Annotated in this window: 10 protein-coding genes and 1 pseudogene; all 11 read right to left on the bottom strand. The window is 47.2% G+C overall.

Annotated features, from left to right (window positions below):
* Positions 1–326: 326 nt before the first annotated feature.
* The 11 genes and pseudogenes from dsbD to B0181_RS09695 all read right to left on the bottom strand — a co-directional run bounded on the left by dsbD (position 327) and on the right by B0181_RS09695 (position 13696).
* The gene (gene dsbD / locus B0181_RS09750; protein ID WP_078277312.1) at positions 327–2528 is read right to left on the bottom strand and encodes a protein-disulfide reductase DsbD; all 2202 of its coding nucleotides are present in this window, start codon (positions 2526–2528) and stop codon (positions 327–329) included.
* 489 nt (positions 2529–3017) lie between these two features.
* Positions 3018–3134, bottom strand: coding sequence for a cytochrome bd-I oxidase subunit CydX (gene cydX / locus B0181_RS09745; RefSeq protein ID WP_078277311.1), 117 nt, complete (start codon positions 3132–3134; stop codon positions 3018–3020).
* Positions 3135–3166: 32 nt separating this feature from the next.
* Positions 3167–4306: a cytochrome d ubiquinol oxidase subunit II gene (gene cydB / locus B0181_RS09740; protein ID WP_078277310.1), complete on the bottom strand. Its 1140-nt coding sequence runs from the start codon at positions 4304–4306 to the stop codon at positions 3167–3169.
* A 1-nt stretch (position 4307) separates the two neighbouring features.
* Positions 4308–5954 (bottom strand): cytochrome ubiquinol oxidase subunit I, encoded by a 1647-nt coding sequence (locus B0181_RS09735; RefSeq protein WP_078277309.1) that lies wholly within the window; start codon positions 5952–5954, stop codon positions 4308–4310.
* A gap of 363 nt (positions 5955–6317) precedes the next feature.
* Complete coding sequence (locus B0181_RS09730) at positions 6318–6836, bottom strand: hypothetical protein (protein WP_078277308.1); 519 nt, start codon at positions 6834–6836, stop codon at positions 6318–6320.
* A 135-nt stretch (positions 6837–6971) separates the two neighbouring features.
* Positions 6972–7646 carry an HAD family hydrolase gene (locus tag B0181_RS09725; protein WP_078277307.1) on the bottom strand — a complete coding sequence of 225 codons (675 nt, stop codon included), beginning with the start codon at positions 7644–7646 and terminating at the stop codon, positions 6972–6974.
* A gap of 347 nt (positions 7647–7993) precedes the next feature.
* On the bottom strand, positions 7994–9451 hold the full coding sequence (locus B0181_RS09720) for a DASS family sodium-coupled anion symporter (protein WP_078277306.1): 1458 nt from the start codon (positions 9449–9451) through the stop codon (positions 7994–7996).
* A gap of 635 nt (positions 9452–10086) precedes the next feature.
* A complete protein-coding gene (locus B0181_RS09710) occupies positions 10087–10839 on the bottom strand; it encodes a YidB family protein (RefSeq protein ID WP_078277304.1) in 753 nt (250 codons plus the stop codon).
* Between the two features lie 187 nt (positions 10840–11026).
* A complete protein-coding gene (locus B0181_RS09705) occupies positions 11027–11524 on the bottom strand; it encodes a hypothetical protein (RefSeq protein WP_078277303.1) in 498 nt (165 codons plus the stop codon).
* 55 nt (positions 11525–11579) lie between these two features.
* Entirely contained in the window at positions 11580–11846 is a 267-nt protein-coding gene (locus B0181_RS09700; protein WP_078277302.1) for an FAD assembly factor SdhE, read from the bottom strand.
* A 263-nt stretch (positions 11847–12109) separates the two neighbouring features.
* Positions 12110–13696 (bottom strand): annotated as a pseudogene (locus B0181_RS09695) (inorganic phosphate transporter).
* Positions 13697–13931: the final 235 nt, after the last annotated feature.

The following is a 13931-nucleotide window of genomic DNA, read 5'->3' as shown; positions in this document are numbered from 1 at the left end:
TGATGGTGGGGTTTGTTTTTTGGTGAGTTGGATTGGGAAGCAATGCGCAGGTTGGGTTAAGCAAGGCAAAAACCGAACGTTTTAGGTGGAACTTACCTTTTTAAAATGGTGATTTTCTTATGGGAATGTTGAGCTGCGCTTTACCAAGCCAACTTGCAGCCCAAGCCAAAAACTTAAGATAAATGCGTAAGTTGGGCTAGGCAAGACGAAAACCCAACGTTTAGAACAGAATTTACCACATAAAATCTTTAGTTGTCCCACCCCCCCACTCAAAACCAAAAAACCACAAGCCTTTCAACTTGTGGTTTTTGTTTTGGAATGGATTATTATACCGCACCCAATGCCGCTTCAAAATCGCCACGTTTGGTTTCGCCAAGCAATGCATTAACAAGCGCGCCATCGCGATACAACAGCAGCGCAGGCGGCCCAAACAGCTGATAGCGTGCCAGCACCGCTTTGCTGTCGTCATTGGTCTCAGTGATGTCAAGTTTCACCACTTGAAAATCTGCCAACGCCGTAGGACGGTTGGTAAACAGCGTGCGCTCCATGATGCGGCACTCAATGCACCACTCTGCCGTGATGTCCACCAGCACTTTATCATGCTCGGCAAGCACCTTGTCAAGCTCGGCAAGCGTGGTGATATGAATGTCGGCTTTGGCTTGGCTGGCTGGCAAGGCGCTTTGGCTAGCCGTGCCCAAATTTGCCAGCGGTCGCCAAGCGTCCTGCTGCCCCATCGCCGCACCAATCATCAAGCACACCGACCACACGCCAGCCAGCAAAGCAATCGCGCGTGCAGGCAATGCCGTCATGCGCCACGCCCACACCGCCACCAAAGCAAACCACGCCGCCCAAATCACCAGCATGACCGATGAGAACAGCAATCTTTCAAGTAAGCTGAGCGACACCGCAAGCAATAGCAAACCACAAAATTCCTTCACGCGGTTCATCCACTCGCCTGCTTTTGGCATGAATTTGCCCTGCGCTGCACCCATCAGCATGAGCGGCACAGACAAGCCAAGCCCCAGCGCAAACAACGCCGCAAAGCCAAGCCACACGCTTTCACTCACCGACACCGCCGCAAGCGCACCTGCCATCGGTGCTGACACACAAGGCGACACCACCAAAGCCGACAACGCACCTGCCGCAAAGCTGCCACCCACACTGCCAAGTTTGCCGTCTGCTGCTTGGGATTGACGCTGCAAACGATTACGAATGGCGCTTGGCAACTGCACACGCAGCACATCAAACATATAAAGCGCCAACAAAGCAAACAGCACCGCAAACACGCCCAGTACCACAGGATTTTGTAGCCAGCCGATGATGTTTAGCGTGCGCCCAAACCACGCAATCAGCGCACCCAGCGCACCGTACGCACTCGCCACGCCCACGCCATACGCCGCCGACAGCGCAAAACCTTTGGTAGTGCTGGTGTCTTTTTGGCGTGCAACGATATTTGCCACAATCGGAATCATCGGATACACACAAGGCGTAAACGACAACAAAAGCCCCGCCAAAAATAGCAGCAGCACCGCCAGCGCAGGCGATTCATTGATACGAAATGGGTCAGATACGGCTGCACCATGCGATAAGCCATCGGCGGTATTATCAAGACTTGCGCCATCGGCAGCACTGATTTGCTCTGCGCCCGCTTGCTCTGATGGCAACGCTTCTGATGATGACTGCTCATCGCTAACATTGGCGTTATCCGCTTCATCGGTGGAAGTTGTATCGCTTGACGCTTGCTTATCATCAGGCGTATCGGCAAGCTGCACGATGTTAGCGCCACTTGGCGGATTGCTGGCAGATTTGGCGTTTGATTCATCATCTTTTACGCTGTCGGCTGATTTGTCTTGGCTTGACTGCGCTTGAGAGTTTGAGTTGTCAATTTTTGCCGTTTCAGCTTTTGAATTGCCAACTTTTGAATTGTCGGTTTTTGCCGTTTCGCTTTTTGATTGCTCGGCTGATTTTGTAGGTTTTTGTTCGGCTTTTTGCGCATCTTTTTGCGTTTGCGCTTGAGCGTCAGCTTTGGCATTTGCTGGCAAATCCAGCATAAAATTGGTCAGCTCTGGCGGATAGCACAGCCCAGCTTTGGCACAGCCCTGCCAGCGCAAAGCCGCCTGCGCACGCACCGCTTCATCGGCGTTTTTTAGCGTTGCCACCGCCGTAAAACTCTGCTCAAACACAGGCACACGCCCAAAAGTCGGGTCGTCAATCATATTTGCCGATTGGTCAAATTGCCAATCGCTTGCCGTGATCCCATCAGGCAAACGCAAAGACAGCTTGTCTTTGTAAATATAATGCTCAGGCGTAACGTTAAAACTTGCCACCACCTGATTGCCTTCGGCACGCACCGACACCTGAAATGCTTTATTGACAGGTAAGAATTTTTGCTTGGCAGACTGCCCAAAAAGCGCCGCCACGCCATTTGCTGGGCTGCTTTGCGCCAAAGACACCGTCGGTGCGGTGATGGTGAGCGCTGCGCCCAGCACGAGCGCACATTTGGCAGAAGGTTTTAAGGATATTTTCATGATGTATGATAACTTTTTAAGATTATTTTAAGTTTTGATTGGTGTTTTAATTTGCGTTTTGGGCGATTTTGAGTGGGTTTTAACTATTACGCTTTTTTAATTCGCACTTTGAATGTGTCATTTACGCTTTTAAATTTGCTTTCGCCAAGCCATTCAATCGCATTTTTACGATAAAGCACATTTTTACGATAAAAAGCAACGCACTTTTTAAAATCACTTTTTCAAAATCACTTATGAAAAATTTTCATAACGAACTATTGTATCATCAAAGTCAGTGTACGAACAGTTTTTTATGGTGAATGTATTTTGCCACAAACTCACAGACAGGCTTATAAATCAGCTTACAGATAAGCCGCTTGCCGAAAAAAATCAAAAAACCAAGCAGCATTCACCGCTTGGTCTTGCTTGGACAGTTTACTAAAACAAATTCTACTAAAAATGTATTTTAAAGTAAACTTTTATTTGACGATTGTCTTGAGTTAAACCAAATCAATCATCGCCATAAAACGCCTTTTGGCGCGTGTCTTCAAATTCCACCCAAACCGCGCTAGTTACTGCCAGCAGTACCGCAAAGCCCAAGCCTAAAATCCATGCAAAATACCACATAATTTACTCCCATTTGTAAAATTAGTATTAAGTCAATATAAAGAATGTTCGTTTTCTTTGATGTAAGCGGTCGTTACCTTGCCACGCATGATGGCATACGCCCAGCTGGTATAAGTTACCACAATCGGCAAAATCAGCACCACCACATACAGCATAATCATCAAGGTCAGATGGCTAGACGTGCTGTCCCATACGGTCAGACTTGCGCGCGGGTCGGTGCTTGACGGCATATAAAACGGAAATAACGCCACGCCTGCAGTCGCCACCACGCCAAGCGTTGCAAGGCTTGACGCAATAAACGCCAAAAGCGTTCTGCCTGCGTACATCAGCCCCACCGCCACAAACGGCAAAGCCAGCCCAAGCGCAGGAAGCGCCCACAAACTTGGCATTTTAGCAAAGTTATCAAGCCATGCACCTTGTGCGGTGATGACGGTTTTTGCCAATGGGTCAATCACGCCGCCTTTGTCAATTTGGCTGGTGATGACAAACCCATCAAGCTGCGCCACCCAAAATCCAGCAGCGGCAAACAGCACCACCATCACGCACGCCGAGAGCATAGTAAACTTTTTGGCACGCGCCTGAATTTCCCCCACCGTGCGATGCGCCAAAAACACACCGCCATGCATGATCATCATTGCCACGCTAATCACGCCGCACAGCAAAGCAAAAGGGGAGAGCAGACCCCTCAGCGTTACCGAATCACTCACGAGCAAATGCTCATCAAAACTAAACGGCACGCCCAAAAATAAATTACCAAACGCCACGCCAAAAATCAGCGCAGGCACAAATGAGCCAACAAACAGCCCCCAATCCCACGCACGCCGCCATGTGTCATTTTTTATCATGCTGCGGTATTTAAAGCCCACAGGGCGAAAAAACAGCGCCCATAAAGCCGCCATCAGCGCCCAATAAAAACTGCTAAACGCTGTGGCGTACACCAGTGGCAATGCCGCAAAAATCGCACCGCCTGCGGTGATGAACCATACTTGATTGCCTTCCCAATGCGCGCCCACGGTGTTAATAATCACGCGGCGTTCTGCGTCCGTCTTGCCCACGATGGGCAACAGCGAACACACGCCCATGTCGTGTCCGTCCATGATGGCAAAGCCGATGAGCAGCACACCAATGAGCAGCCACCAAATCAGCTTTAAGGTTTCATAATCAAATAGCATTTTATTCCCCTTGCTTGTTCGTGCGCGAATTGGTGTTTTGCGCTGTGTTTGCCTGCTTAAATTGACTTGGATCAATCAGCTGGTTTGGTTTTTCACCAAAATATCTGCCCGTGCCAAGACTTGCCGGCCCAAGGCGCACATATTTTTGCATCAAATACACTTCAATGACAAACAGCACGCTATAAAACGCCACAAAACCCGCCAAAGACAGCATCACATCTTTTGGATCAATATTTGACACCGACAAATGCGTTGGCAGCACGCCATAAATCGTCCACGGCTGGCGACCATATTCCGCCACAATCCAGCCTGCTTCAATGGCAATCCAAGGCGCAGGCAGCATGACGAAGGCAAATTTTAGCAGCCATCTTTTTTGCATGAACGTCCCACGCAGCGTAAACAGCAAGCACAAAGAAAACAGCAGCAGCATCAAAAATCCTGCACCCACCATCACACGAAACGACCAAAACATCGGCGCAACTTTCGGCACGCTGTCGTGCATGGCATTCGTAATCATCTGCGGCGTGGCATTTGCCACATCGTCCGTGTATTTTTTGAGCAACAAGCCAAAGCCCAAATGCTCTTTATGCGCTTCAAACTGCGCCAATACATCAGGCGCACTTTCACGCCCTGCCGCCTTATCCGCACGCATGACATCCAGCGCTGCCACCGCCTGCTTGCCAAGCTCAATGCGCTCACGATTTTCCGCCTTAATCTCAGCAATGCCGGGAATTGGCGTATCCAGCGAACGCGTGCCAATAATACCCATCACATACGGAATTTCCACCGCCCAATTATTGCGCTGATTTTGCTCGTCAATGCCAGCAATCAGATTAAAACTCGCTGGTGGCGGCTCGGTATGCCACATCGCTTCAATCGCTGCCATCTTGGTTTGCTGCGCCTTGCCGATGGAATAGCCAGACTCATCGCCCAGCACAATCACACTACAAATCGCCGCAAATCCAAACGCCGCCGCCACATGAAAACTGCGCTTAGCAAATTCCACATCACGCTTATTGAGCAAATACCACGCCGAAATGGACAGCACAAACATCGCGCCCATCACATAGCCTGCCGACACCGTATGCACAAATTTATTTTGCGCTTCAGGATTTAATAAAATCTGCGAAAAACTCAGCATTTCCATGCGCATGGTTTCATAATTGAACGCTGCGCCCACAGGGTTTTGCATCCAGCCATTCGCCACCAAAATCCACAGCGCAGATAAGCTCGTCCCCAGCGCCATCAAAAGCGTGGCAAACCAATGCTGCACTCTGGACATTCGCTGCCAGCCAAAAAAGAACAAACCCACCATCGTGGATTCCAAGAAAAACGCCATCAAGCCTTCAATGGCAAGTGGCGCACCAAAAACATCGCCCACATAATGCGAATAGTACGACCAATTCGTGCCAAATTGAAACTCCATCGTAATGCCTGTAGTAACACCCAGCACAAAATTGATGCCAAACAATTTGCCCCAAAATTGGGTCATGTCTTTCCAAATTTGCTTGCCTGTGATGACGTAAACCGTCTCCATAATCACCAGCATCCACGTCATGCCAAGCGTCAATGGAACAAATAAAAAGTGGAACAGCGCAGTAACGGCAAATTGCAGCCGTGATATGTCCACCAGATGCTCGGTAATCATACCAAACCCCTTGATTTTGTTGTGTTTTTTATTTAATAAATGGGTTGAAAAAATTAAAATGCTTATGATTATCAAAACCCATCACAAATTTACATTTCGCCCATTATAAAGCAAGCGACTTACTGCTTTTGATGAGTTTTGTAACGCAATGATACAGCTTTGGTCGTATTTGGGTTTGGTGGGCGGAAATTAGGGAAAATGGGTTTCTAGGTTGAGTGAAAACTTAAGGTTTTAAACGGTAGTTTGGCAAGAACCCGTAAGTTGAGTTAGCGCAGCATAACCCAGCATTTTTTAAGGCAATTTTTTGAGTTTGTTGGGTTTTTGCTTTTCTCGACCTACGCATTGGTTTGACTTACAGATTATTCATTGATTTTGAAAATACGCCAAACGACATTCGCCAGTTTTCCACCAACTAATATACACAGACGTGTATTCGCCAGAATCTTTTTTAAGAATTTGAAAATCAAAAACTTCAACATCTATGATAAGTTCAAATTGATTAAAGCAATATTCATCACTGTGTCCATATTTGTTCTCCTTGTGCCTTTGAAAAACCCATTTAGACTGCACTTGTACATTTTGTGCAAGTTGGGATTTTTGAGTATTGGTTAAGTTCAAATATTTGTAATTAACAGATACAACACCCGTTTTATTTGTCTCGTTCACATCAGTTGGTGTGGGCAAGCCATGCGTAATTTCATTCAAAAGAACGGTAAGTTGTTCGATAGAGGGTCTGTCTTCTTGTTTGTCATAATTTCTAGCATCATAGCTAAATCTGTCAAAATATCCAGATGAATACAACCGCCAACCAAAAACCATCAACAACACAAAAGTAATGGTAGTAATAGCGGTATTGATTTGCTCTTTGGTCGGTAGTTTCATGGTTTGATGTTTATCGTATAAGTTTAGTTAGCGGCAATATGCCAACCCGCACACAACCCCAATCAAAAAAGACCTTTCGCCCACATTTATCAAGCAAAAAGTCTTTTGTGTGCTATTTTACGCTGTCCGTGCGCTTCACATCGCCCAATCTTCAATACGCCAGCCTTGCTCGGCAGCGTGCGCACGCAGCACATCATCAGGCGTAACGCACACCGCTTCATCAGCAAAACCAAGCAGTGGCAAATCATTTTTTGAATCCGAATACGCAATCAATCGCTCAAATTCTGCGCCCTTTTGGCGTGCTTCGTCCATGAATTTTTGCAAATGGTACAGCTTGCCATCTTTAAAATTTGGTCGCCCTGCCACCTTGCCTGTGTAGCGATTATCCACAAATTCTAGGCGCGTGGCAAGCGTGTGCGCACTGTCCACGCCAAACAGTGCTGCAATCGGCACCACCACAAAATCATTGGTCGCACTAATCACCACCACCGTATCGCCTGCCGCACGATGACGTGTGATGGCTTCAATGGCTTTTGGACGCATGGCAGGCTTAATCCAAGTATTCAGATAATTTTCACGGTACGCTGCCAGCTCATCAAAAGACTTGCTCGCCAAAAAACTCGCCACAAATTCGTTATACTCCACGGCGTCCAGCGTGCCTGCGATGTAATCTTGGTAAAACTGATCGTTCGCCTTTTCGTACACCGCCTTGTCAATCAAGCCTGCCTGCACGATGTACTGTCCCCAGCTGTGATCGCTGTCCACGTTAATCAGCGTCATATCCAAATCAAACAGCGCCAAATTTGCCATATTCACCCCTTGAATTTTTCGTAAAATAAACTTATACAAATTAACTATTTATAAAACTTAAAATATTGCCATTTAATTTCACCGCAAATCCTACCCATCATATCGCCAAGCCGTACTTTTTGCAAGACTTTCCGTATTTTTATCTGACGGCTAAAAATTGGATAAAAAACTTGGTAAAAACTTGATGAAAACTTGATGAAAACTTGATGAAAACTTGATGAAAACTTTAAAATTGGCAAACAAAAACCGCACTGCCGAAGCGGTACGGTTTTGTTTTTAGATTTGACTTTTTGGGTTTTAAAAATTACATTCGGTGATAAATTTAGGCAAATTTAGTAACTGTGCTTTTAATAATAGCCCAAAATTTTCCACCAAACCAAACCCACACCAACCCACACGACGATGTTCACCACGCTCATCACAAAGCCCGTGCGCCACCATTCACCAAGCCCCACATAGCCCGAACCAAAAATCACAGGCGCAGTGCCAGTCGCATAATGTGTAAGCGTCATCATCAGACTGCTTGCCGCCGCCAAAATCAGCGCAAACAGCATCGGCGGCGCACCCAGCGCAATCCCTACGGTGTAAAATGCCGCAAACATTGCCGTGATGTGCGCTGTGGTACTGGCAAAAAAGTAATGCGCGTACAAATACACCAAAGTCAAAATCGCCATCGCACCCACAGCACTCACGCCTGCACCTGCCACAAGCGACTGAATCTCGCCAGAAAACCACGAAATCAAGCCAAGTTTACTTAGGAAAGTCGCCATCATAATCAGCGCGGCAAACCACACAATCGTATCCCATGCTGATTTTTCTTTTAGCACATCTTCCCACGTCAAAACGCCGGTCAAAATCAGTGCCGACAAGCCCAAAAACGCCACCGCTGTCGCATCAAACGACCACGCACTACCAAAAATCATCGCTGGTACGTCCGCCCACAAAAGCAGCATACCGCCAAACACCGCCAGCATGATTTTTTCTTGGGTGGTTAGTTTGCCAAGTTTGGCAAGATTTTCTTTGGCGAACTTGCGCGCATGGGGCGTTTCTTTAAGTTCAGGCTTGGCAAGCGCATAAATCACAATCGGCATGAGTAAAATACACGCAAGTCCCGGCAAAAACATCGCCACTGCCCACGTCGTCCAGCTGAGCGAAATTTTCGCGCCTGTTACATCAGCAATCAAATCCACCACCAAAGGGTTTGGTGCGGTGGCGGTGATGAACATCGCTGATGTGATGGGGTTTGAGTGATAATTAACCAGCGCCAGATATTTACCAATGCGATTTTGCGTACCGTCTTCCACTTTAGAATCAAAGCTGTCGGCAATCGAGCGCATAATCGGGTGGATAATCGCCCCGCCGCGCGCGGTATTTGATGGCGTGATGGGCGCAATCAAAAGCTCAGCGAGTGCCAGCGAATAGCCAATGCCCAGCGTGCGCTTGCCAAAAATAGAAATAAACCAATAAGCAATGCGTGAGCCAAGCCCTGTTTTGATAAGACCACGAGAAATCATGATGGCAATACCAATCAGCCAAATCAGCGAACTTGACAGGCTGGACAATGCGTCCTTCATCGCCTGTTTTGGTGTGTCTGCTGTTACGCCTGTGAGCGCCACCGCTGTCATGGCAATGATGGCAATCGCCCCAATCGGCAATGCCTTGCCAATGATGGCAGCAATCGTCCCCACAAACAGTGCCAGCAAATGCCAAGCGTCAGGCGTAACGCCCGTTGGCACAGGCACAAAAAACCAAATCACAAGCGTGATAATCACCGCAATGGCGGCAGGAATGGGCTTAAAAGGCATGATTTACCCCACAAATAATGAATAAAAAGTCGTGGCAAATGCTTGGCAGTTTGTATGATGAATTTTTAATCAAGCTATTTTTACCATCATACAATCTGCTTGTGCGACTTAATTTGTACGGCTTGTTACAAACCAGCTTTTTTACAAAACCAGCTTTGCAGCAAATCGCATTTTATAAAGCCAGCTTTATTCAAGGTTATTTTTATCAAAGCCAACTTTAAAAAAACCGTCTTTTATCAAGACTTTAGTTAGCAAGTTTTATCGTAAAACGCCTTTGTGTCTGCTGCCAGTCTAAGATTAACAAAGCGATGGAAATCCTAACAACAAAAACAAAAACGCCCAACGCACACAAACGCAAAAGACACGAACCAAAAACAAAAGGCATAAACAACAAAACCCAAACACTCATCAGCAAACCGCCTTCCTTTGGGAAATCGTTGCCAATCAGTATTTGGGTAATGGCTTCATTATAGCAGACAAAAGCGGTATTTGATAGGCATTTTTAAGATTTGCCATCTTTTGCCGTGCTTTTATTTGGTGTTTTTGACCATCGTTTTCATTTGCTCTTTTAAAGCAAAAACCTGCCGACATCACATCAGCAGGTTTGGTTTTATACAAACTTTACTACAAAGCGATTACAGCTTGCCGTTGATTTGTGATAGGATTTGCGCCACTTCAGCGTTTGCTTCTTGTTCGTTTTGCAAGCCGCCCTGCGGTGTCAGCTCGTTCATCACTTCAGGCAAAAGCTCGGCAATGCCTTGGCATACTTCGTCTTGACTTGCGCCAGTGGATTGGCACACTTCGTTGATTTTGTCATCGCCAAACAGACGCGCCACATCGCCTGCGTCAATGCCGTCATTATCGGTGTCAATGTTTACCCAAGATTGCGCTTTGTTGCCAAGGCCGCTGTTGTTAAATTTTGACAGCACGCCAGACAAGCCGCCATTTTGCTGGATAAAACTTAGCACCACAGGCAATAGCGCAAGCAGTAGCGCACTTTTATTGCCACCAAGCGCACCGCCTAGACCGCCAGCTGCTGAGCGATTGCCAACGCCACCCAAAAGTCCGCCAAGCAAACCGCCCAAGTCTGCGGCACTGGCATTGTTTTGCGCTTGGGCTTTGCCGCCCAAAAGTCCGCCAAGCACCGACTCAAGTCCGCCACTTTGCGAGCCGCCTTGTGAATCTAGCACACTGCCCAACAGACCGCCTAAGCCACCTGCTTGATTGTTCGCATTGGCGTTTTGCGCTTGAGCGCCGCCCAATACACTGCCTAGCAAACCACCCAAACCGCCTGCTGGCGCTTGGTTTGCGCTGTCAATTTTTGGATTGGCGTTGTTGGCGATGGCATTTTGCACCACTTGGGTAACGATGTTTTGCAATAGACTCATGATTTTTTCCTATGTATTTGATAAAAACACCAAAACGGCGTGCAAACGTCACCATCTTAGCAAATTTTCACCACATGACAAGACGCATTATGTAACAGCGCACAGTGATATGTAACAGCGCACGGCGTTGTGTAACGATACGTTACTTTCATGCCATTTTCGCACCGCCTATACTTTTAAGTATGTTTTAGGCGTGGTAGCCGCCCATCAGCGCAAGCCTTGCCAGCGCACGAAAATCATCATCAGACACGCTGTTTTGTGCCACCAGCACGGACACGCGCGATGACAGCGCACCGATGGGCTTTGGGGTGTAAAATTTCAGCCACACCGCCTGCCTGCCGCCATCACCAAAAATGCTTGCACCAAAAATCCCCACATCCAGCAGGCGCGCGTCTAACAAATAGCCATCACACAGCAAAACCTTGCCCTGCTTAGCAATGCCCAGCTGCCATGCGCCATCCAGCGTGTCGGTGCTGAGTTGGCTGATGGCAGGTTTGGTAATTTGCCGCAATAAAAGCAGCGCCGCGACCACACAAAACACCAGCCACTGCCACAGCGCAAGATTCATCAGCACGCCAAACCCCGCCATCAGAGCAATCACCGCACACAAACCCACCACAGGCAAGCGATTTGGGCGGATGCACAGATGAATTTGGGCAAGGTTTTTAGAATAGCGACTGGACATGGGCGCAAGTTTTGCTCTTTTTGGGTAATGAACGCTTGGCGTTGGTCAAATCCCATCACGCATTGGCGAATTTTAAGCGTTTCATTTTTTCAATCAGCGCAAACACCGCTTCATCGTCTGGCTTGGCTTGACCCAAGAAAAACAGCAACAAATCTGGGTCTTCATAAGCCAGCAAGCGCACAAATGCCGCTTGCTCGTTTGCATCGGCAGTCAAATAATGCGCCTTGACGTACGGATCGATGTAATAATCCAGCTCTTTTAGTCCACGTCTGGCTTGGTAAATCACACGGCGCTGCTCAAGGGTTGGCTCGGTGGTGGTCATGGCGTTCTCCAGTTGGTTATTTTATGGCTTGTAGACTTAATTTTATAAATTTAATTTTTGCAAATTTGGCTCTATAAACCCAATTTTACAAACTTGATTTTATAAACCTAAACCTGCAAACTTATTAAAAAGATTGCTTAATTATAGCACGTTCGCAGGTGTTGTGCTGATTTTGGCAAGCCGAATTAAGCAAGTCAAATTTGATAAAATGCACGCACAAAAAAAACGACCCAAAATGAGCCGTTTTTTTATAAAACCATCAATCACATGACGTTAGTCAGCAATAGGAACATCAGCGCACTGATGATGGCTGACACAGGCAAGGTAATCACCCACGCCAAACCGATTGGCTTCATCAAGCCCCAGTTGGTGTTACGATTCACAAGACCGATACCAATCACCGCACCCACCAAAATATGCGTACTTGACACTGGAATACCAAGACTTGATGCGCCCATCACCACTGCAGCTGCCGCAAGCTCCGCTGAAAAGCCAGACGCTGGGTGCATTTGGGTCAAGTTTGTACCAACGGTCTGAATCACTTCTTTACCGATGAACCACAGGCCGACAATCAGCGCCACACCAAAAGTTACCATCACAGGTGCAGGTACAGTGGCTTGCGCTGCCAAAGCATTGGTGCGAATCACGTCAATGATTGCCACAAATGGACCTACCGCATTGGCGATGTCGTTTGAGCCGTGCGAGAATGCAAACGCACACGCAGTGAACACCTGCATCCAGCTAAACATGATGAAAGTCGCTTTGCCAAGGTTTTCTTTGTGCTTGCCACGAATGGTTTTGGTATAAATGAATGCCGTCAGCCACACCATCGCACCAATCATGCCCATCACCAGCACCGAGTGCAAAGTGGTCAAATCAAGCCCAGTATTTTTTAGACCCTTGAACACCACCATCGCCGTCATAATCATCGCACCAAGCGCCGCCACCAAAGGCACCCAAGTTTTTAGGGCTTTTAGTGTGTCCAGATTATCACGCTCATTTTCAAGGTCGTGCAGCTCTTTATAGTACTCAGTTTCCAGTTCTTCTTTTGCCACGCCATCTTTAAAGGCTTCTTGGTCGCGCAAAAGTGCGGTGGTGTAAGGCAGCTTGTCTACTTCTTGCAGGCTTTCAAAATATTCTTTTTGATTGCGCTTAAGCTGCTTTTTACGAGCTTTTAGCAGTTTTACACGCTCTTCGGCACGGTCGTTATACGCCAAAATATTGCGCTTAATCAAGCCATACAGGATATAAGAAAGCGTTGCGCCAAGCACAGGTGATACCACCCACGAAATCGCAATTTCGCCAATTTTTGACCATTTTACGGTAGAAAACGCCAAATCCGTACCACCAATACTGATGCCTAGCACAATGGACGAACCCACGATACCACCAATGATGGCGTGCGTGGTAGATACTGGCAAGCCCTTTTTGGTGGCAAAAAGCAGCTAAAACGCCGCTGCCGCCAAGCCTGACAACATCAAATAAATGAACTGATTTGGTGTAACGCCCAAATCGCCAATATCCACGATACCGCTGCGAATGGTATCTGTTACCGCTGCGCCTGCCAGCACCGCACCAGACACCTCAAAGATGGCAGCAACCGCGAGTGCCTGCGTTACCGTCAGTGTGCCTGCACCCACCGAAGTACCGAATGAGTTGGCAACGTCATTACCACCGATGTTAAACGCCATAAAAATGCCGAAAAATGTCGCCACCATAAATAGCAACACTTGCTGATGTAAGGTGTACTCAAGACCCCACATCACAAAATAGACACTCATACCTGCCAAAAGCAAGCCGAATAGCAGGTTTGCCGCCATTGGCGTGCTTTGTTTTGCTGAATTTCCCATAAATCCGCCAAAAATTGAGCGTGTCATGCGCTAAAAAATGACAAACACACGACACATAAAAACAGCCGCTGTGGCGCAATTTCCCCAGCGACAATCAAAGAAAGATAACTATATTTTATCCTATTTTGCAGTATTATAGAAAGCAAATATGACAATTTGATGACAATTTTGTTGTTTTGTTACACATATTGCATTTTTATGCCTGCAAACTTACCATTTTAGCCTTTAATTTTTT

The sequence above is a fragment of the Moraxella caviae genome, assembly GCF_002014985.1.
Classification (GTDB): domain Bacteria; phylum Pseudomonadota; class Gammaproteobacteria; order Pseudomonadales; family Moraxellaceae; genus Moraxella; species Moraxella caviae.
This window is presented reverse-complemented; position numbering and strand designations above follow the sequence as displayed.